Raw genomic sequence first — 20,437 nt, forward strand, 5'->3', positions numbered from 1 at the left:
TGCCGAGCTGGCTTCGGCAGCCACTTTACCAGCTCGCGGTCAGCCAGCCTTCTAGAAGAGTCATGGAGAAAGTAGAGCACGTCAAGCGCTGCGGATCGGTTGGCCCGGTACTAGGGTGACCTCGCCGCGGCGCAGCCGCGAGAACAGGAAGGACGCCGGGGTGCCCAGGGCAGGGATCGCGAAATACCGTCAGATCGGCCAGGATCTGGCTGCCCGGATCGGGCGGGGCGAGTTCAAGCCCGGTGAGCCGCTGCCCTCCCAAGCCGTGCTGAGCAAGGAGTACGGCGTCACCCTGATGACCTTCCGGCAGGCGTTGAGCGTGCTCGAGGCCGACGGCCTGATCGCCCAACTGCCCGGCCGCGGAACGTTCGTCACACCGGTTGCGACGCTGGACCTGCGCTCGCTGAACAGCCTGGCCGAAGACCTGCGGATGCAGGGGGTCGAGCTGGTGACCGTGGTCCTGAGCAGCCGGCAGCGAGCGCTGTCGGCCGCTGCCGCCCGAGCATTGGCCCGGACCCGGGGCGAGCCGGCCCTGCGGCTGGAGCGGCTGCGCCGGATCGGTCGGCGGCCGGCCGTCCACCAGGTCTCCTGGGTCCCGCTGCCCTGGTCCGAGGCGCTGGTGGGCGTCGACTTCGAGGTCGCCTCGTTGTACCGCTCCCTGGAACAGCGCTGCCAGCTGGCGATCGTGCGGGCCACCGAGAGCCTGCGCGCCGGGGCGCTGCCGGCCTCGCTGGCAGCAGCGGTCAACAAGCCGGCCGGCCGGCCGGTGCTGGTCGCCGAGCGCATCACCTACGACGCCCGCAACACCCCGATCGTCTATGACCTCGCGAGGATCGTCGATGACTCGATAGGCATCCTCGCGCGCCGTGCCCAGCGCGGCACCGAGCTGTCCTGGGCCGCTGAATCCTGAGCCGTCACCGCCGTCCGACGCCGGTCCCGCTCACCCGGCCGATGTTATGGTGGGGTTTCGTTCAAGACCTTCGCCCAAGCGACAGAGGTGGCCTGAATGACCGAGGACGGCTCGGCAGTCGTCGCTGGAGCAGGCGGCCCGGCGGCCGGTGGCCAGCGGGTCGAGGACCAGCCGGCCCACGGCATCGAGGCCGGCATCCGGCTGGACTTCCGCGAGGAGATGTCCTACGGCGACTACCTGCACCTCGACGAGCTGCTGAGCGCCCAGCATCCGAGATCGCGCCCCGTCGCACATGACGAACTGCTGTTCATCATCCAGCACCAGACCAGTGAGCTGTGGCTGAAGCTGCTGCTGCACGAGCTGGTCGGCGCCCGCGACGGGCTGCGCGTCGACGACGTCGGGCTGGCCCTGAAGCGGCTGGCCAGGGTCAAGAACATCCTGCACACCCTGACCGACCAATGGGCGATCCTGGCGACGCTGACTCCCAGTGAATACCTCGGTTTCCGCGACTCGCTGGCCAGCTCGTCAGGCTTTCAGTCCTTCCAGTACCGCGCGGTGGAGTTCACCCTCGGCAACAAGAACGCCGGCATGCTGCAGATGTTCGAGCAGGACCCGGCCGCCCACGCCGTGCTCACCGAACTGCTGAACGCACCCACGTTGTACGACGAGTTCCTGGCCTACCTGGTCCGGCAGGGTCACCCGATCCCCGCCTCGGTGACCGAGCGCGACGTCACCGAGGCGCACACCTTCACACCCGGACTCGTCGACACCTTCAAGGTCATCTACGACGCGCCGGCTGAGTTCTGGAGCGCCTACGAGACCTGCGAGGCACTGGTTGACGTCGAGGACGCCTTCCAGTTCTGGCGCTTCCGGCACCTCAAGACAGTCGTGCGGATGATCGGCAACAAGACCGGCACCGGCGGCTCCAGCGGAGCGTCCTTCCTACGCAAGGCGCTGGACCGGACGTTCTTTCCCGAGCTCTACTCGGTGCGCACAGCGCTGGACTGAGCACCGCCTGACCCGTTGGCCGTACCTGCCGGTTCGTCCGCGTCCGCCGAGGTGTTCGCCGAGCCCGCCGGTTTGCCGCCCGACTCCGCCGAGTGCAGCCGGTTGACGACGCTGGTCAGCAACTCACCCGGACGAGGGGTGCGGGCCAGCAGGCTGGTGATCACGCTGTGCCGCAGGATGTGACCGGGGTAGTTGCCGTGCACCTGCCCCAGACCCTCCATCGGCGCGTCGACGTTGTCGCGGCCGTTGTCGGGCCGATCCGAGCGCATGGTCTCCTTGCCCAGCCGCCGGATCGACATCAGCGCGTCGGTCAGCGCGGGCGACACCCGCTGGCCCATGTAGAACCCGACCGCGGCGCCGCCGACCGGGACCTCGCGAGTGGGGTGCTCGGCTGCCCGCACGATGGCCTCGGCGACGAGTTCGGGGGCGTACAGCGGTGGCGGTGGCTTGGGCATCGAGCCCAGCTTGCTCCGGCTGTGCTCGAAGAAGGGCGTGTCGATCGCGGCCGGCAGGATGGTGGTGACCGCGATCGGAGAGCCCTCCTGGGCCAGTTCCATCCGCAGAGCGTCGTAGAGCCCTCGCAGCGCCCACTTGCTGGCGGTGTAGGGGCCGTGCAGCGGTACCGCGCGAATGCCCTCGACCGAGGAGATGCCGATGATCACCCCGCCGCCGGCCCGGCGCAGGGCAGGCAGCGCGACATGCACGCCATACACCTGCCCGAGGAAATTGACCCGCATCACCCGGTCGAACTCCTCGTCGGAGATGTCCTCGATGCGACCCAGCACCGCGACCGCGGCCGCGTTGACCCAGGTGTCGATCCGGCCGAACCGCGCCTCGGCCAGCTCGCCGAGGGCTCGCACCTGGGCCGGGTCGGCGACATCGGTGGGCACGGCAAACGCGGTGCCGCCCTGGCCGGTGATCTCCTCGACGAGGGAATCGAGGGCCGAGACCGTCCGGGCGGCGACCGTGACAGTCGCGCCGCGGCGGGCGGACTCGAGCGCGGTGGCCCGGCCGATGCCGCTCGACGCCCCGACGATGACGACCTTCTGCTCAGAAAGTGGCTTTGTCATGAGAGATTCCTGACGCCGCCGCCCGGTGAGCATGTCGTTCCAGCTGACCGGTACCTGGGGTATGGCAGGCGGCTGTTTCACCATAGAACACCTGCCGACCCGAGCCGGACCGAAGGCGGCGCCCGGGGATGCCGGCGGGCAGAATGACAGCGGTGCCAGCCGATCCCGCGCCGTCCGGCCCCGCGCCGTCCGGCCCCGCGCCGCACCGGCTGGCGCCGGTCACCGCACTCTGGCTCACCGCCTTCGCCTTCACGGTGACGATGCTCGGCACCACCCTGCCGACGTCGCTGTACCCGCTGTACGAGCAGCGTCTGGATTTCGCGGCGCTGACGGTGACCCTGGTGTACGCCGCGTACGCGGTCGGGGTGCTCGCCGCGCTGCTGGCATTCGGCCGGGCCTCGGACCACCTGGGACGGCGGCCGGTGCTGCTGGCCGGACTGGGCATCTCGGCGATGTCTTCGGCGGTGTTCCTGGTCGCGGGCAGCATGACCAGCGGTGGCCTGGCCGCCCTGTTCGTCGGCCGGGTGCTCTCAGGCCTGTCCGCCGGGATCTTCACCGGCACCGCGACGGCCGCGCTGACCGATCTGGCCGGCCCGGGCCGGCAACGGCGGGCCAGCGTGCTCGCCGCGGTGGCCAACATCGGCGGCCTGGGCCTGGGCCCGCTGGTCAGCGGCGTGCTGGCAAGCTTCGCCGGCCGGCCGCTGCACACCAGCTACCTGGTGCACCTGGCGCTGCTGGCGGCGGCGGTGGCCGCGATCCTGGCGGTGCCTGAGCCCGCGCCGCCCACCGGTGCCCGCAGGCTGCGGTTCCAACGCCTGGAGGTGCCGGTGGCCGCCCGGCCGGCCTTCGTCCAAGCAGCCACCGCGGCTTTCGCGGGCTTTGCGATGCTGGGCCTGTTCACCGCGCTCAGCCCCAGGGTGCTGGCGCTGCTCGGCCACTCCGAACCCGCGCTGACCGGCCTGGTGGTGCTCGCCGTCTTCACCGCCTCGGCCGGCGGGCAGGTGGCCTCGACGGCGCTGTCCACCTGGCCGGCGTTGCTGGCCGGCACCGCCGTGCTGATCCTCGGGCTGGGACTGCTGGCAGCCAGCCTGGCGGTGGGCTCGCTGGCGCTACTGCTGGTCGCCGGCGTGATCGGCGGCGCCGGGCAGGGGCTCAGCTTTCGCGCCGCGCTGGGGCTGGTCACCGAGATAAGCCCGGCGCGGCAGCGGGCCGGGGTGGCCTCGAGCTTCTTCGCCGTGGCCTACATCGGTATCTCGTTGCCGGTCGTCGGCGTCGGCGCGGGAACCCAGGCCTACGGCCTGGTGAGCGCCGGCCAGGTCTTCACCGGCATTCTCGCCGTTCTCGCGCTGCTGGCCCTTGTCAGCCTGGCGCGGCGCGGCCCGGCCGGGACCTGAGTCACCAGCCCTCAGTCGGCGGCGGCCGTCAGTGGATGGCGCCGGTGGTCACTGGATGGGCGAGTCCGACGGCGGTAGCTGGAACGTCTGCACTCCCTCGATGGACATGACGCCGGGCACGGCCCGCAAATCCTGCCGCAGGTCGGAAGGGGCGAATCCGGAGATGACGCCGACCTCGTTGAGCACCTGATCGATCTGCATGCCGCTGCTGCGAAGCCTGGCGGCGAGCTCCTCGATCTTGTCGAGGTGATCGTCGTCCACGGTGACCGTTATCTCAGTCATAGCCATAGGCGGCATGCTACGCCCAGCCGCCTACTGCGGGGCCTGCAGCAGGCCGGAGCCGGCGTCGACGGAGGGCAGCTGCATCCGCTGGGCCTGCTGGGTCAGGGTCGTCCACAGCTGGCGGCCGGTGACGCCTCGGGCCTGGCACCACAAGGCGGCGACGCCGGCGACATGCGGGGTGGCCATGGACGTCCCGGAGATGCTGCGGTAGTGCCGGTCGTCGTACTCGGGCCGCGGCACGTTCCACGAGGAGAGGACCCGGACGCCGGGACCGGCGAGGTCGATGTTGCCCCCGTGCACGTCGGCCAGGCTGCGCGCGGAGAAGACCCCGATGCCCAGCTTCTCGTCCAGCGCCGCCACCGCCATGATCGACGGGCTGTTCGCCGAGATCCCGACGAAGCCATAGCGTTCGGCAGTGGGCAGCGACGGCTCATCGCGCCTGGCGTTGTTGCCGGCCGCGGCCACGATCAGCGAGCCGCGGTTCAGGGCCCGCCGCCCGACGGCCTCATAGACCTGGGAGACCTGCGGAACGTCGGCGCCGATGGACATCGAGATGATCTCGGCGCGGTTGGCCACCGCCCAGTTGATGCCGGCCAGGATGCTGGTGTCATCGCCGAAGCCCTCGTCGCTGAGCACCTTGCCGACCAGGATGTCGGCCTCGGGCGCGCAGCCGTAACGGGCCACCCCGGTGGCGGGGGCGCCCGGCCCGCACGCGGTGCCGACGCAGTGGGTGCCGTGCCCGTGGCCGTCCTCGGCGCTGGTGACCCCCTGGATGAAGGACTGCGAGATGATGTTGCGGCCGACGAAGTCCGGGTGGGCCAGGTGGAAGCCGGTGTCCAGCACCGCGATCTTGATCCCCGCGCCGGTGAACGAGCAGGACGGGATGCCGGTGGCCTGCAGCCCCCAGGTGAACTGGGCGTTGTCGGCGAAATCAGCCGCATCCTCATCACGCGCGAGCTTCACGCCGGCGTCGCCGAGCAGCCGCGCGCTGACGTCGGTGACCCCGTCGCGGTAGCCCTGCAGGTACCGATCGTCACCGGCGGCCGGCAGCACGTGCTGCACGTACTCCGGCTCGACCGAGACGACCGCGCCGCCCGCGGCTGACCGGATTCCGCTGGCCTGCCGCGGATCTGCCGAGACCACGGCCACCCCGAGTTCGGCGAACATGACCGCGTCGCTGCTGCCGGCCTCGGCCAGTTCCATCGCCTGGCCCTCGAAATCCAGCGAGCTCATCACATTGGACATGCCAGCCGAGCGCAAGGTGGCGGCGTGGGCGCTCTCGTCCCCGGCATCGGCGAAGGTGACGACCCAACGGCCGGTCGTCTGCGCTCCCCCGTCCGGCCTGGGGGACAGGCTGGTGGACACGTCTGTCGGCTGCTGATCCTCAGGCAACATCACAACCCCCGTATCGACATCTAGCACCTTAATGCCGACAGCGAGGCGATGTCACCGGGCGCCAACGCCCCACCCATCAAGCCAGGCCGCGGGCTGCCGATGTATGGCGATGTGAGCGCCTTCAGAAGAGAGCAGCGCAGCACGATGGTCGTCTCGTCGATCGCCGTGCTGGTGACCCTGCTCGTTCTGCCCCTGGGCAGCCATCAGCTGGGGGCGACCACGAGTTACGTCCCGGCGGTGCTGGCCGCGGTGGCCTGCTTCGACATCATGTCGGTCTGGTTGCTGGCCGGGGAGTACCTGGACAGCGGTGACCGCAGGATGCTGGGGATGTCCCTTGCCTACCTGTGGTCGCTGCTGGTGATGGGCGGCTACGCGCTGGCGTTTCCCGGGGTGGTGTCCAGCCACCCGCCGCTGGCCGTCACCGCCTCGGTCGCCCCGTACCTCTACATCGGCTGGCATGCCGGCTTTCCGGTGCTGCTCGGCGCCGCCTGGGGGCCCTGGGCCTTTCTAGAGCGGGTCGAGCACCGGCGACGCTCGACAGTGCTGATCTGCTCGGCGGCGGCGATGAGCGCCGTGGCGCTGCTCAGCGTGGCCGGCTGCGTGCTGTACGCCCGGCAACTGCCGGTGCTGATCCACGGCCTGGACACCAGTGCCATGGCGAGGGTGACGGCGCCGGTGGCGCTGCCGCTGGTGGTGGCGAGCCTGCTGATGTGCGCCAGGGCCGTACGCGGCCGCAGCGGGCCCGAACGCTGGAGCAGCGTCGCGATCCTGGTCTGCCTGTGCGACCTGCTGCTGACCTACTCCTCGCGCTATCGCTACAGCATGGGTTGGTACACCGGCAGGACGCTGACCGTGATGGCGTCGGCGATCGTGCTGCTGGCCATGCTGGCCTCGTTCCGGCGGCTCAAGGCCACCGCCGAGTTCAACGCCGCCTACGACGGGCTCACCGGCCTGGCCAACCGGCGCAGCGCCTATGACTCGCTGGCCGCGATGATCGCCCGGGCAAAGCGCACCCACTCCACGCTGGGCGTGGTGATGTTCGACCTGGACAGGTTCAAGCAGATCAACGACGGCCACGGCCACGCGGCCGGCGACGAGGTGCTGCGCAGCGTGGCCGCCACCCTGCGCGATACCGTCCGCGACACCGACATCTGTGCCCGGGTGGGCGGCGAGGAGTTCGTGGTGCTGCTGCCCGACGCCGGCCTGCGGGACGCCAGACAGGTCGCCGAGCGGCTACGGGCCCAACTGCGCGAACGCCAGATCCCGGCGATCGGCTGCAGCGTCACGGCCAGCTTCGGCGTCGCGGAACTGCGGCCGGACGACGCCACCGCGGAGAACCTGCTGCACCGGGCCGACCAGGCGATGTACCGGGCCAAGGGGCTGGGCCGCGACCAGGTCGCCGACCGGCCCGCCGAGGCGGTCAGGTCCGACCCGGTACTGGCGCCGTAGTCAGATCGGTTGTCAGGCTTTTCATCCCCACCGTAACTATCAGTGCTTATACCTCGTTCCTCCTAGCATGAGGGGCACGTCCCTGTCTGCTTTGGACACGTCCATTACGCAATAGGAGGACATCAGTGAGTATGTCGTTTCGTTTCAAAAGGGCCCTGGCTCTCATGACCGGCGTGGTCGTCATCCCCGCCCTCATCGCCGCGCCGTCGGCCGGCGCCGATATTGCCAAGAAAAATAACCCGGCAGCTCCGACCTGGGCGCCGGCGGCCACCGCGACGATCCACCCGGGCGTCCAGATGTTCACCGACGGCGCCCAGTGCACCGCCAACTTCGTCTTCAGCGACGGTGTGTCCGTCTACGTCGGCTACGCCGCCCACTGCGCGGGCACCGGTGCGGCCACCGACACCGACGGCTGCTCGACCGACTCGCTGCCGCTGGGCACCCCGGTCACCTTCAACAAGCGCGCCACCCTGGTCACCTCGGGCACCCAGGTCGGCACCGGAACGCTCGCGTACTCCTCCTGGATCGCCATGCAGCAGGCCGGTGAGACCAACGCAGACGCCTGCGCCTACAACGACTTCGCCCTGGTGAAGGTGGACGCGCCCTACGTGGCCAACGTGAACCCGTCAGTGCCGTTCTGGGGCGGTCCGGTCGCGCTGAACACCCAGGGCACCGCCACCGGTGACAAGGTCTACAGCTACGGCAACTCCATCTTGCGGGGCGGCATCGAACTGCTCTCGCCCAAGACCGGCGTCAGCCTCGGCGATGAGGGCAATGGCTGGTCGCACACGGTGTACACCGTGAGCCCGGGCGTCCCGGGAGACTCGGGGTCCGGCTTCCTGGACCCGTCCGGCAACGCGCTCGGCACCCTGTCGACGCTGCAGCTGGCGCCGCTGCCCGCCGCCAACGGCGTCGGCAACCTGTCCAGGGAGCTGGCCTACGCCAACGCCCACGGCATGTCCGGCGTGAACCTGGTCCCGGGCACCGAGGCCTTCGCCCCGGTCGTCTGAGTCGTCCGCACGCACGCCAAGCGGCCCGCGACCTCACCGTTGCGGGCCGCTTCGGCTTGTGCGCCCGGGCTGCCGCCTCCGTTGAGCCGTGGCTCGACCGCGCCCAACGGCGAGGCGGGGTAGCCCGGCGGATAGGCACAGCAGCTTCCGAGGTTGACTCTTCGACCGGGACTATAGGATTGCCGCCTTGGGCCGGTGAGGCCTGCTGTGATTTTGGGGTAAGGGGCCAACATGACCATCGCCGCGAACCCGCTGCCCGGAAGTCCCCGACTTCTGCTCGGGCCCGTCCTGCGCCACGTCGGCCAGGACGACGCCACCATCTGGGTCGAGACCGACCGGGCCTGCGTGGTGGAGATCCTCGGCCACCGCGAATCCACCTGGTGCATGGCGGGGCACCACTACGCCCTGGTGGTGCTGAGCGGGCTGCCGGCCGGGCAGAGCATCGACTATGACGTCCGGCTGGACGACCAGGCCGTCTGGCCGGTCGCCGAGGACCCGCGGCCGCGTCCCCGGATCCGCACCCTGGACGTCGACGCGCCGGTCCGGATCGCGTTCGGCTCCTGCCGTTACGCCCGCTCGGAAACGGTCGCCGATGACACCCACTACGAGCCGGACGCCCTGATGGTGCTGGCCCGGCAGCTGGCCGGGCAGGACGTGGCCAGCTGGCCGCACGCGCTGCTGATGCTGGGCGATCAGGTCTATGCCGATGAGACCAGTGAGGAGACCCGGCAGCGGATCCGGCAGCGTCGTGACATCACCACCGGTTCCAAGGAGCAGGTGGCCGACTACGAGGAGTACACCTGGCTCTACGCCGAGTCCTGGGATGACCCCGACGTCCGGTGGTTGATGTCGGTCCTTCCCAGCTCGATGATCTTCGACGACCACGACATCTGCGACGACTGGAACACCTCGCGGTCCTGGCGCGAGGACATGCAGGCCACCGACTGGTGGGCCGAGCGGGTCATCGGCGGGCTGGCCTCGTACTGGGTCTACCAGCACCTGGGCAACCTGTCCCCCACCGACCTGGCCGCTGACGAGCTGTACCAGCAGGTCCGCGGCCACGGCGGCGATGTCGAGCCGTTGCTGCGGGCCTTCGCCGAGCACGCCGACGCCGAGGCCGACGGCGCCAAGGGCACCCGCTGGTCCTACCGGCGTGACTTCGGACCGATCCGGCTGCTGATGATCGACTCGCGGTGCGGCCGCATACTCGACGGCCAGCGCAGCATGATCGCCGACAACGAGCTGGACTGGATCAGCGAGCAGGCCGACGGGGATTATGACCACCTGCTCATCGGCACCTCGCTGCCCTGGCTGCTGGCGCGGGCGCTGCACGATATCGAGTCGTGGAACGAGGCCCTGGCCGACGGCGTTCGAGGCGCCCGGCTGGCCCGCTGGTCGGAGACGCTGCGCCGGGCGGCCGACCTGGAGCACTGGGCAGCGTTCCACAGCTCCTTCGACAGCCTCGCCGACCTGATCCGGGAGGTCGCCCAGGGCAAGCGCGGTGAGCGTGCCCCGGCAACGGTGTGCGTGCTGTCCGGCGACGTCCATCACGCCTACGTGGCACGGGCCATCTATGACGAGCCGGTCAGCTCGCAGGTCTACCAGCTGACCTGCTCACCGCTGCACAACTACGTGCCGCTGGTGATGAAGGTGGCATTCCGGCTGGCCTGGAGCCGGCTGGCCGAGCGCACCGCCCGATCGCTGCTCAGTGTCGTGACCCGGGTCCCGCGCACCCAGTTGCGCTGGAGCCGCGAAGCCGGGCCGTACTTCGGCAACGAGATGATGACGTTCACCGCGGCCGGCCGGATAGCCCTGGTCGAGCTGGCTCGGACCCGCGCCGAGGACAGCGACTCGCTGCACGTGGTGCAGCGGGTCGCGTTGGCCAGCGACTGACCGCTGAGCGGCCCGGCAGCGACTGGTCAGCGGGCCGCTCGACAGTGACCAGTCAGCGGTCCGCCGTCAGCGCCTTGAGCAGCGGTCTAGTCGGCGGCAGGCGTCAGCTCGCTCAGCGGGGTGCCGGTGTCGGCCAACCGATCGGCGTCTATGCCGGCCTGTGAACGGATCAGGGCCTTGATGTCGTCGGTGACATCCCAGACGTTGACATTCATCCCGGCCAGCACCCGATTGTCCTTGAGCCAGAAGGCGATGAACTCCCGGCCGGGCACGTCGCCACGGAACACCACCCGGTCATAGCCGCCCGGGTCGACGTAGCCGACGTACTCCATTCCCAGGTCGTACTGATCGGTGAAGAAGTAGGGCAGCTGGTCGTAGTGCGCCCGCTGACCGAGCATCGACGCCGCGGCGGTCTTGGGCTGGTTCAGCGCGTTGGCCCAGTGCTCGACCCGGATGTGCTTGTTGTACAAGGCGTTCATCGAGTTGGCCACGTCACCGGCGGCGAAGATCCGCCAATCGCTGCTGCACAGGGACGAGTCGAGCACGATGCCGTCGTCCACGCTCAGGCCCGCGGCCTCGGCGAGCTGGCTGTTGGGGGTGACGCCGACCGCCACCAGCACCGCGTCGGCCTCGATCACCGTGCCGTCGCCGAGCGTGACGCCGCTGGCGCGGCCGGCGCTGGTGCAGATCTCGGTGATGCTGGCGTTGAACCGGAAATCCACCCCGCGCTGGAGGTGCAGGTCGGCGAACACCCGCGCCACCTCGGGCCCGAGGACCCGCAGCAGCGGCAGCTCGGCGCTCTCGACCACGGTGACCTCGACGCCCGCCTGGCGGGCCGCGGCCGCGACTTCCAGGCCGATCCAGCCGGCGCCGATCACCACCAGCCGCGAGATGGTGGGCAGCAGCGCGCGCAACCGGTCCGAGTCGTCCAGCGTGCGCAGCAGGTGCACGCCTTCGGCGTCGGCGCCCGGCACCGACAGCGTGCGGGGGCTGGCCCCGGTGGCCAGCAGCAGCATGTCGTAGCCGACCTGGTCGCCGTCGCTCAGCTCGACCACGCGCGCGTCGCGATCCAGGCGGCTGGCGGTGCTGTTCAGGCGCAGTTCGACGTCGTGTTCGGCATACCAGCTCTCGGGGTGGACGAAGGCCTTCTCACGCTCAGCCGAACCGGCCAGGTAACCCTTGGACAGCGGTGGCCGTTCGTAGGGCAGGTGCTGCTCGGCGCCGATCAGCGTGATGCGACCGCTGAAGCCCTGATCGCGAAGGGCTTCAGCCGTTTTGGCGCCGGCCAGACTGGCGCCGACGATGACGAAGTTTTCCGACGTGCTCATCGAGCGTGCCTCTCTCGTGGGGTGTGCGACATCAGCGGTCGCGGGTCAGTGCGAAGAATTCCTGGCGGGCTGCCGGGTCGATGCGCAGGTGGCCGTGCAGCGCCGAGGTGAGGGTGCGCGAGCCGTGCGCGCGGACCCCCCGCAGTGACATGCACTGGTGCTCGGCCTCGAGAACTACCCCGACGCCCTTGGGGTGCAGGTGCGCCTGCAGGCAGTCCGCGACCTGCTGGGTGAGCCGTTCCTGGACCTGCAGGCCCCGGGCGAAACGCTCGAGGACCCGAGCCAGCTTGGACAGTCCCACGATGCGCTGATCGGGAAGGTAGCCGACGTGCGCCACTCCGTGAAAGGGCAGCAGGTGGTGCTCGCACAGCGACTGGAACGGTATGCCGCAGGCCAGCACGAGCTGGTCGTAGTTCTCGTCGTTGGCGAACGTGGTCAGGTCGAAGTCGCGCGGGGTCAGCAGTTCGGCATAGGCGCCGGCCACCCGCCGCGGGGTCTGGCGCAGGTGCTCGGCCTCGGGGTCCTGGCCCAGCGCGATCAGCAGCGCTCGAACCGCGCGCTCGGCACCCGGGAGGTCGATCGGCGGGGTGGCGTTGACGATGCGCAGGGTATGGGGCGCCGTGCCGGCCGCCGGATCGTCGAAGTCCTCGGCCGGGTCAGCACCCGGGTCGGGCTGCACCGGTGCTACAACATTGACCATGGCGGGGGCTCCCCTCTATCGGAATACCAGAAGTACGTTAGACCGCTGACATTCTTTCGTCAACGGGAGTATCTTTTAGAAATATGGAGGGAGCGGCAATGCCACCGTCGCGGCACCAAGTCGCCATCCAGGCGCGGCTGCGCAGCATCGCCTCCCTCGGTGAGCCGATGCGCCAGACCCTCTACCGCTACGTCACCGAGCAGTCCGAGCCGGTCAGCCGGGAACAGGCGGCCCGCGGGGTCGGGGTCGCTCATCACGTGGCCAAGTTCCACCTCGACAAGCTGGAGGAGGATGGCCTGCTCGAGGTGGAGTACCGCCGGCCGGCCGGTCGCACCGGGCCCGGCGCCGGCCGCCCGGCGAAGTTCTACCGCCGCGCCGCCCGCGACATCGCCGTCAGCCTGCCCGAACGGCAGTACGAGCTGCCCGGGCGGTTGATGGCCGAGGCGATCACGGCCAGCACCGCCTCGGCCGAACCGGTGTCGGCCACGCTGCGCGCGGCGGCCCAGGCCACCGGCGAGCGGATGGGTCGACAGGCCGGCCAGCTCGCCGGCTGCCAGCCCGGCCCCGACGAACTGGTCGCCGCGGTGTGCGAGGTGCTGGAGGGCGTGGGCTACGAGCCCAGGGTGACCTTCGACCGCGTCACCCTGAGCAACTGCCCCTTCCACAGCCTGGCCAAGGACTACACCGGCCTGGTGTGCGGCATGAACCTGCACCTGCTGCGCGGGCTGGTCGACAGCCTCGAGGACCAGCGGCTGCAGGCCCGGCTGGACCCGGCAGCCGGACGCTGCTGCGTCACCCTCAGCCGGCCCCGGAGCGGGTCGTCTTTGGACGCGTAGCGGTTTCGCACGCCCCGGCGAGCGCGGCCGCTACGCGTTAGCTGACGCCGCGGCCCTGCCCGAAGGCAGGGCCGCGGCGTTGACCAGCGGTTGTCAGTGGGGTCAGAAGGTGATGCCCCGGTTGGCGAAAGCGGTCCGGACCGCATTGGCGGCAGCGGCGCCGTCCCGAGCCAGTGCCTTGTTGTACGTCGCCTTGGCAGCCGCGCTGAACGAGGTGCCGGGTGCGAAGTCGAACTGGGCGTCCATGATCGTGGTGTCAGCCCGGCGGGTGCCCAGACCCAGCGAGACGTAGGCGTTGCGGATGTCCCACAGCCCGCGGCTCCAGATCATCCCGTCGAAGTGGACCTGGTTGCGCCGGTCGGCCACGGTCAGGTTGCTGTCCACCCGGCGCAGGCAGTGCGGCACCGTGCTGGTGTAGGAGACCGAGTCCCAGTCCATCGTGCAGGCGTGGTCGGCCTTGACCGGCCAGCCGTACTGCTGCGCGGCGGCCAGGCCTACGGTGATGCTGAGGTAGTCGCCGAACGCCTCGCCGATGGCGCCGGCGTCCAGGCTGGTCCCGTAGCCAGGCACCTGGGACTGGTGCACCGCGTGACCGTACTCGTGCACGAGCACCTCGGCGTCCTCGGCGTCATCGACCCCGCCCTTGCCCATCCGGACCCGGAACGGCTTGTCGGTCTGGTAGGAGTTGTCGCCGCCGTACTGGTTGATCTTCACGTGGAACTGCTCGTCCAGGATCGGGCGCAGGGTCGTTCCGAAGCCGAGGGACTGCAGGTACTCCTGTGCCTGGTTGATCCAGAAGTAGGCCATCACCTGCTCGAACTGGTCCTCGTGCCGGTTGTAGAAATGGGTGTTGGTCGCGGAGTAGGCCGGCGTGCCGGTGCTGGACTGCACGCTCACCCACCTGCCGTTCAGGTAGCCCGAGCCGTCCAGGTTGCGCAGCTGAGCCGTCGCGTACTCACTGGCCGGCACCGCGGTGGCCGAGTCGTTGTCATCGACCAGGTTCTGGTTGCCGCTGGACTGCACCGGGTTGACCATGAAGACACTGGCGGTTCCGGTCGAGCCGGGGCCGGCGTCCGGCTTGGCGCTACCGGCGTGGGCAGGGCCCAGCTGCACGGTGAGGGCGGCCAGCGCGCAGCCGGCTATGGCTACGCGGGCAGTGCGGTTTCCGAGCATCTATACCTCCGTTGATCACGTGCCGGCACAGCCGGCAACGTGGTGAAATGAGCTGGGTGTCAAAGTGCGGGCGTTCAGGCCAGGGTATGCGGATTGTGTCCGGTCGGGAAGGTTCGGTCAACACATCGCCCGCGGCGCTCAGGACACCACCTCGGTCTCCACCGCTGCGCGCGTCATCTGCGGCGAGCCGAGGCAGTTGGCCAGCGGCCGGAGGGCCTGGCACCACTGGACGGGGACGGCCGGCATGTCCAGGCCCGGTCCCTTCCAGCTCACGCTCTCGCCGCTCCAGATCACCGGCGACCCGACCGGGTTCCAGACCAGGTGCGCCGACCGGTGCCCGGAGTAGGTCCCGGTCTGCAGGGTGGCGTGGATCGGGCGCCACCGGCTGGCGAAGGCCCGGTCGGCGGTGCTCGGCGGGTACCAGCACACCGTGGTCAGCACCTTGGTCCGAACCGTGACGTTGACCAGCAACTCACCCAGCAGGTCCAGGCCCAGCACCAGCCAGGAGATGCCGGTGGCCGCCACCGGCTGCGCCGCCGCCGGGGCGTACTCGTCATCGGTCTGGATGGTGGTGTCGGAGTCGGAGTCGCCGTAGCCGGCGCCCAGGTCATCGGCCTGCCCGACCGCGCTCTTGCTGCTCGGGGGCAGGTGGCCGCGAGCCTTGTCGATCACCTTGCGCAGGTTGGGATCGAGGGCGTAGGCCCGGCCCGCGTAGCCGTGCAGGGTCGCCTCGACGGTGCCGTGATAGGCCGAGGCCCAGTTCATCGCCGCGGTGGCGTTCGGCACCGAGGTGGTCGCCCGGAACAGCACCACCTGCACCCGGTCGTTGAGAAAGCCGATCCCCGCCATGAACACGCCTTCGGCGGCCAGCGGGGACAAGGTGCGGTAAAGGTCACCCCACAGCGGGTTGGACACGATCCGGCCGAGACCGGCGTCGACATCGGGTGGAAAGTCCACCTGCGCGAGCTTGAGGTTGCCGGACCGGTCGAAGGCCTCGAATGGAAAGACCCGGTAACCCAGCTTCAGCATCGCCCGGGCGATCCGGGCGTCATATCCCATCGCCGCTACCGCACCTTCCGCACGCCGAAGTGCACGTGGTTGTGATGGTTGGGCACGACGCTGGAGTTGTAGATGAGCTGCGCGCGGTAGCCGCGGGCAGTCGTGGCGGTCTGCAGGTACCCGTTCGCCGGCCAGCTGTGGCCCAGCGCCGCGGCGAGCTGGCGCGCGGTGCGCAGCATCTGCGCGGTGGGCGAGGTGCCGTTGGACAGGTCGACGGCGAAGGACTGCCTTTGTGAGACGTGATGATCTGATCCGGTGCTGCCCCAGGATCTCTTGTAGTCGGTCACCCGCAGGCCGTTGCGGCTGCCGATCGGGACGGCCCGCCGGGCCGGCGTCTCGGAGCCGCCCCAGCCGCCGCCGGGCGCCAGGAACGACGCCAGGTCCAACGTGCCGATCAGAACGCCGCCGGAGAACGCCTCGAGGTCGTCGTCGCTGAGTGCCATCAGCTGTTCGAAACCTTCGATGCCGAGGTCGACCGGCTGCGGCTCTGCCGGCTTGACCGGCCCTGCCGACTTGACCGGCCCTGCCGACTTGACCTGCCCTGCTGACTGGGCCTGCTCGGCCGACTCCCCGCAATCCGGCTCGTCGGCAGCCGTCTCAATCGAATTCGACACAGTGCGCTCCTTTCGGCCGGGGCCCCCGTGACCCCCCCACCACCCGTGCCGGTCAGCACGAGTACGGCGATGATCGCAGGCCGGACGGCGCCGCGAACCCCGATTCGGGCAACCGGTGACGCGACGGTGACGTGGCCGTGACAGGCGCCGGGCCAGGATGCCCGCGTAGCAGGCAGAAACCACACCGAACGGAGCGCTCGCGATGGCAGCTGTCGACGTGATCGGCTCGACGCCGGTCAGCTTCACCAACGCCGAAGGCGCCCAGAAGGTCGTGCCGCTGTCGGCCCTGCAGTTCAACGGATCGGACCTGCAGGTCCGATCGGCCTGGAGCGCGGGCTTCGACCCGAGCGAGACCATCACCCTGCTCGCGATGGCCAGGGCGCGTGCCGCCGCCGGCGAGCTCAACCCGCCGCCGACGCCGCCACCGATGCCCGCGCTGGCCTTCACCGCCACCCGCACCGGCCCCGAGACCAACAACATCGAGGTCACGGTGGCCGCCGAGGACGACACCGCGCCGCTGGAGGCCGAGATCACGGTCACCGTCACCGAGACCGACAGCTACCCGGGCCTGGCGAGCGGTGAGGCCGCCGCCCTGGCGATCGGAGTGGACTCCCCGACCGGCGTTGCCGGTGACCCGGTAGCCGGCAGCGGCCTGGTGGTGGTGAAGAAGGGCTCGACCGGAGCCAGCGCGAAGGCCGCCGTCGCCTCGACCGGCGTGCTCAAGAAAGCGACCGGCGTCGACCTCAAGGACGGCGACGGCAAAGTCGTCTGCACGCTGCTGCCGCGAGCCGACTACAAGGGCACCGGCGGGCTGTCCTACGCCGTGACGGTCAGCGGGGCCACCTTCACGGTGAGCGCGACCTATGACTCGACGCTGGAGACCGGGACCCAGGCGCCGATCACCCTGCAAACGTTGGGCAACCTGCCGGCGCCGGTCGGCTACCTGGTCACCTGCGCGGCCCCGCCGAGCGGCGCCGCGCTGCCGGCGGACGCCTCCGTACGGCTCTCCGGCGGCGCGCCAGGCCTGGCCGCCAACGGCCTGCTCTACACCTGAGCTCCTCACCTCCAGTAGAAGGACCTCCGCATGCCCGTCACACCGACCTACCCCGGGATCTACATCGAAGAGATCCTGAGCAACTCGCACACCATCAGCGCCGCGCCCACGTCGGTCACCGTCTTCGTGGGTTACACCCACCCGTTCAAGACCAAGCCGCATCACTACGGCGAGGCGGTGCAGATCTTCAGCTTCGCCGACTACGAGCGCGAGTTCGGCGGCCTGTTCGACGTCGACTGGCTCGCCGACGACGTCGGGCGCGCGGTGTTCCAGTTCTTCAACAACGGCGGTGGCGTCGGCTGGGTGGTCGCGCTGAAGCCGCGGTTGCACGACCTCGGCGGCGGCCCCACCACTGACATCAGCCCGCCGACGCTGACGCTGGGCACCGCGGCCAACGGCATCGTCTTCACCGGTCGCGAGCCGGTCGATGACCACCACCTGCTGACCGTCTCGATCACCAACCCGCGGGCCACCACCGGCGCCGCGCCCATCGACCTGGCAGACCTCACCATCGGCTACGGCGGCCGGGCCGAGACCTACCGCCGGGTGACCTTGAACCCCGCGCCGTCAGCGGCTGATGCCGGCAACACCCTGGAGAAGCGGATCGGAACGGCGGACAAGCCGGTCAGCTCGCTGGTCAGCGTGGCCCCGACCGCCGCCTACCCGGCCCAGTGGACCGGAGCCCTCGGCGCCACCCCGCTCAACAGCGGCCTGCCGGTCAACCCGTTCACCACCTACAGCCCCGGCGACTTCTCCGACGCCTTCGAGGCGGACAAGGCGCTGGACAAGATCCCGATCTTCAACCTGCTGCTGGTGCCCGGCATCTGGGATCCCGGCGTGGTGAGCGGGGCGCTGGCGGTGGCCGAGCACAAGCGGGCGTTCATGATCGTCGACCCGCCCGCGGACGCGGTGGCCGACCCCACCGGGTTCCCGCTGCCGATGATCGGCGACATCATGTCCGACCAGGCGCCCGGCCGGATCATCCCGAAGAGCCAGAACGGCGCGCTGTACTTCCCCCACCTGCGCTCGAACAACCCGAACACCGGCGAGCCGTTGCTGATCCCGCCGTCCGGCTTCGTCGCCGGCGTGATCGCCCGCCAGGACACCAACCGCGGCGTCTGGAAGGCGCCGGCCGGCTACGAGGCGCTGGTGTCCAACACCGTGGGCGTGGCGCCGACCGGGCGGATGACCAACGAGCGTCAGGGCACCCTCAACCCGCTCGGGGTGAACGTCCTGCGCACCCTGCCCGGCATCGGCACCGTGGTCTTCGGCGCCCGGACCCTAGTGGCGGCGAATCCGGCGTTCCAGCAGTACCGCTACGTGCCGGTGCGGCGGATGGCGCTGTTCCTGGAGCAGTCGCTGGTGCAGAGCCTGGGCTGGGTCATCTTCGAGCCGAACGACACACCGCTGTGGGTGTCGATCAAGACGACCATCGACAACTTCATGCTCGGCCTGTTCAACCAGGGCGCGTTCCAGGGCAGCACGCCGAGCAAGGCCTTCCAGGTCAGCTGTGACGCGACCACGACCACCCCCGACGACCAGGCCAACGGCATCGTCAACATCGTCGTCGCCTTCGCCCCGCTCAAGCCTGCCGAGTTCGTGATCATCAAGATCGCCCAGCTCGCCGGTCAGAGCCAGAGCTAGGAGCCTCCGACCCCATGCCCAAGCCGTTCAGCGTCAACGTCTCCCGGTTCGACCCTTACAAGAGCTACCGGTTCCTGGTCTACTTCGACACCTCCACCGCCCCGGTCGCCGGCGTCAGCAAGGTCAGCTCGATCAAGCGCTCCAACGACGTGATCGAGTACAAGGAAGGCGGAAACGCCGTCATCCGCAAGGGTGTCGGCCGGCAGAAGTACGAGCCGATCACCCTGGAACGCGGTGTCACCCACGACGACTCCTTCGAGCAGTGGGCCAACGCCGCGCAGGTGCTGGACAAGGGCGCGCCGAGCTCGTCCCTGGCCAAGCTGCGCAAGGAGATCCGCATCGAGCTGCTCAACGAGCAGGGCCAGCCGGTGCACCGCTACCTCATCCACCGCGCGTGGGTCTCGGAGTTCCAAGCCCTTCCCGATCTCGACGCCGGCACCAACGCCGTCGCCATCGAGCACATCAAGCTCGAGAACGAGGGCTGGGAGCACGACCTGTCGCTGGCCGAGCCCAAGGAGTTCTGACGCGCGCCATGATCCGGCTGCCGATCAGCGGCGTGCGGGCGCACTGGCGACCGGCCACCGGAACCGACGACATCGCGCTGGCCGACAGCCAACCAGGCCTGGCCGGCGCGCGGGCCTACCTCGCGCGGATCGCGCTGCTGGCCGACGGGACGCCGCTGGACGCCGGCACGCTGCCGGTGGGCGACCTGGACCTGCTGGTCCTGGCCCGCCGCCGCGAGTTGCGCGGCGACACCCTGGTGGCCGAAGGCCAGTGCGAGCAGTGCGGCTCGCCGGTCGACGTGCAGTTCAGCCTGGCCGCCTACGCCGAGCACCACCGGCCGCGGACCTCGCGCCGGGTGACCGGGGCCGAGCCGGGCTGGTACCTGCTGCACGCGCACGAGGTCAGCTTCCGGGTGCCGGTGGTGGCCGACGTGCTGGCCGCTGCCGAGGCCGATGACCCGCGCGCCGCGCTGCTGGCCCGGTGCGTCCGGCAGCCGCTGAGCGCCCGCGCCGCGCGGGCGGTCGAGCAGGTGATGGCCATCCTGGCGCCGACGCTGCGCGCCGAGGTCGCGGGCAGCTGCCCGGAGTGCTCGGCGCCGGTGCTGCTGGACGTCAACGTCCGCGAGCTGTGCATGTCCGAGCTGCGGTTCTTCGCGGCCTCGGTCTATGACGACGTCAACCTGATCGCCTCGGTGTACCGCTGGTCCCAGAACGCGATTCTCGAACTGCCGTCCGCGCGCCGGCGCCGTTACGCCGACCTGATCGCCGGGCACCCCGCCGAGCAACCGCTGTCGGGGGTGGGAGTTGGCTAGCGCGCACGGCTATCTGAACCGGCTCGTCGACGAGGTCGCGACCCGGCGCGGCCGCGCGGCGCAGGTACCCCGCCAGATCGCCTGGGGGCCGACCCGGCCGGCCTGGCAGGCCGCCGATGACGACGCCGGCCCGGAGCCGGCCGGGCGGCCGGGGCCCGCCCACCCACCGAGGTCGGCCGAGCCCCGGAAACCTCAACACCCGGAGCGGCCACGCGCCGGCCACGCCGGGACGCCGCCAGCCGGGCCGGCCACCGGGACCGGCCTGCGGATCGTGACCGACCGCCCGCCGGCCCGCGAGGCAGC

At 70.2% G+C, this 20,437-nt stretch carries 20 protein-coding genes; 12 read left to right on the plus strand and 8 right to left on the minus strand.

The window, feature by feature from the left end; all coding sequences use genetic code 11:
• The first annotated feature begins 160 nt into the window (after window positions 1-160).
• Entirely contained in the window at window positions 161-910 is a 750-nt protein-coding gene (locus VF557_15080; protein ID HEX8081533.1) for a GntR family transcriptional regulator, read from the plus strand.
• A gap of 96 nt (window positions 911-1,006) precedes the next feature.
• Entirely contained in the window at window positions 1,007-1,918 is a 912-nt protein-coding gene (locus VF557_15085; protein HEX8081534.1) for a tryptophan 2,3-dioxygenase family protein, read from the plus strand.
• Here the strand turns inward: VF557_15085 and VF557_15090 are convergent.
• Window positions 1,891-2,988, minus strand: a complete 1,098-nt coding sequence (locus VF557_15090; protein HEX8081535.1) for an SDR family oxidoreductase — start codon at window positions 2,986-2,988, stop codon at window positions 1,891-1,893. The two genes, VF557_15085 and VF557_15090, sit on opposite strands and share 28 nt — an antisense overlap.
• Window positions 2,989-3,140: 152 nt before the next feature.
• Here VF557_15090 and VF557_15095 point away from each other — a divergent pair, with 152 nt between their 5' ends.
• Window positions 3,141-4,382, plus strand: a complete 1,242-nt coding sequence (locus tag VF557_15095; GenBank protein ID HEX8081536.1) for an MFS transporter — start codon at window positions 3,141-3,143, stop codon at window positions 4,380-4,382.
• Between the two features lie 48 nt (window positions 4,383-4,430).
• On the opposite strand, the gene VF557_15100 is transcribed toward VF557_15095, so the two are convergent.
• Window positions 4,431-4,670, minus strand: a complete 240-nt coding sequence (locus tag VF557_15100) for a hypothetical protein (protein HEX8081537.1) — start codon at window positions 4,668-4,670, stop codon at window positions 4,431-4,433.
• Window positions 4,671-4,694: 24 nt separating this feature from the next.
• Window positions 4,695-6,029: a S8 family serine peptidase gene (locus VF557_15105; GenBank protein HEX8081538.1), complete on the minus strand. Its 1,335-nt coding sequence runs from the start codon at window positions 6,027-6,029 to the stop codon at window positions 4,695-4,697.
• Window positions 6,030-6,203: 174 nt separating this feature from the next.
• Between VF557_15105 and VF557_15110 the strand changes: the two genes are divergently transcribed.
• The 3 genes from VF557_15110 to VF557_15120 all read left to right on the plus strand — a co-directional run bounded on the left by VF557_15110 (window position 6,204) and on the right by VF557_15120 (window position 10,411).
• A complete protein-coding gene (locus VF557_15110) occupies window positions 6,204-7,508 on the plus strand; it encodes a sensor domain-containing diguanylate cyclase (protein ID HEX8081539.1) in 1,305 nt (434 codons plus the stop codon).
• A gap of 164 nt (window positions 7,509-7,672) precedes the next feature.
• On the plus strand, window positions 7,673-8,518 hold the full coding sequence (locus VF557_15115) for a serine protease (protein ID HEX8081540.1): 846 nt from the start codon (window positions 7,673-7,675) through the stop codon (window positions 8,516-8,518).
• A 231-nt stretch (window positions 8,519-8,749) separates the two neighbouring features.
• Window positions 8,750-10,411, plus strand: coding sequence for an alkaline phosphatase D family protein (locus VF557_15120; GenBank protein ID HEX8081541.1), 1,662 nt, complete (start codon window positions 8,750-8,752; stop codon window positions 10,409-10,411).
• Between the two features lie 86 nt (window positions 10,412-10,497).
• Here VF557_15120 and VF557_15125 read toward each other — a convergent pair whose 3' ends face one another.
• Both VF557_15125 and folE read right to left on the minus strand, forming a co-directional pair.
• Window positions 10,498-11,739 (minus strand): FAD-dependent oxidoreductase, encoded by a 1,242-nt coding sequence (locus tag VF557_15125; GenBank protein ID HEX8081542.1) that lies wholly within the window; start codon window positions 11,737-11,739, stop codon window positions 10,498-10,500.
• Between the two features lie 31 nt (window positions 11,740-11,770).
• Complete coding sequence (gene folE / locus VF557_15130; GenBank protein ID HEX8081543.1) at window positions 11,771-12,439, minus strand: GTP cyclohydrolase I FolE; 669 nt, start codon at window positions 12,437-12,439, stop codon at window positions 11,771-11,773.
• A gap of 98 nt (window positions 12,440-12,537) precedes the next feature.
• Here folE and VF557_15135 point away from each other — a divergent pair, with 98 nt between their 5' ends.
• Window positions 12,538-13,275: a helix-turn-helix domain-containing protein gene (locus VF557_15135; protein ID HEX8081544.1), complete on the plus strand. Its 738-nt coding sequence runs from the start codon at window positions 12,538-12,540 to the stop codon at window positions 13,273-13,275.
• A 102-nt stretch (window positions 13,276-13,377) separates the two neighbouring features.
• On the opposite strand, the gene VF557_15140 is transcribed toward VF557_15135, so the two are convergent.
• The 3 genes from VF557_15140 to VF557_15150 all read right to left on the minus strand — a co-directional run bounded on the left by VF557_15140 (window position 13,378) and on the right by VF557_15150 (window position 16,121).
• Complete coding sequence (locus VF557_15140) at window positions 13,378-14,448, minus strand: hypothetical protein (protein HEX8081545.1); 1,071 nt, start codon at window positions 14,446-14,448, stop codon at window positions 13,378-13,380.
• A 138-nt stretch (window positions 14,449-14,586) separates the two neighbouring features.
• A complete protein-coding gene (locus VF557_15145) occupies window positions 14,587-15,507 on the minus strand; it encodes a hypothetical protein (protein HEX8081546.1) in 921 nt (306 codons plus the stop codon).
• A gap of 5 nt (window positions 15,508-15,512) precedes the next feature.
• Window positions 15,513-16,121, minus strand: a complete 609-nt coding sequence (locus VF557_15150; protein ID HEX8081547.1) for a hypothetical protein — start codon at window positions 16,119-16,121, stop codon at window positions 15,513-15,515.
• 202 nt (window positions 16,122-16,323) lie between these two features.
• Between VF557_15150 and VF557_15155 the strand changes: the two genes are divergently transcribed.
• The 5 genes from VF557_15155 to VF557_15175 all read left to right on the plus strand — a co-directional run.
• A complete protein-coding gene (locus VF557_15155; GenBank protein HEX8081548.1) occupies window positions 16,324-17,175 on the plus strand; it encodes a hypothetical protein in 852 nt (283 codons plus the stop codon).
• Between the two features lie 30 nt (window positions 17,176-17,205).
• Complete coding sequence (locus VF557_15160; protein ID HEX8081549.1) at window positions 17,206-18,819, plus strand: phage tail sheath subtilisin-like domain-containing protein; 1,614 nt, start codon at window positions 17,206-17,208, stop codon at window positions 18,817-18,819.
• Window positions 18,820-18,833: 14 nt separating this feature from the next.
• Entirely contained in the window at window positions 18,834-19,343 is a 510-nt protein-coding gene (locus VF557_15165; GenBank protein HEX8081550.1) for a phage tail protein, read from the plus strand.
• 8 nt (window positions 19,344-19,351) lie between these two features.
• Window positions 19,352-20,134, plus strand: coding sequence for a hypothetical protein (locus VF557_15170; protein HEX8081551.1), 783 nt, complete (start codon window positions 19,352-19,354; stop codon window positions 20,132-20,134).
• On the plus strand, window positions 20,127-20,437 hold a 311-nt coding region (locus VF557_15175; protein ID HEX8081552.1), incomplete at its 3' end, for a hypothetical protein. The genes VF557_15170 and VF557_15175, both read left to right, overlap by 8 nt.

Origin of the sequence: Jatrophihabitans sp., assembly GCA_036389035.1 — a bacterium.
Taxonomy (GTDB): domain Bacteria; phylum Actinomycetota; class Actinomycetes; order Mycobacteriales; family Jatrophihabitantaceae; genus Jatrophihabitans_A.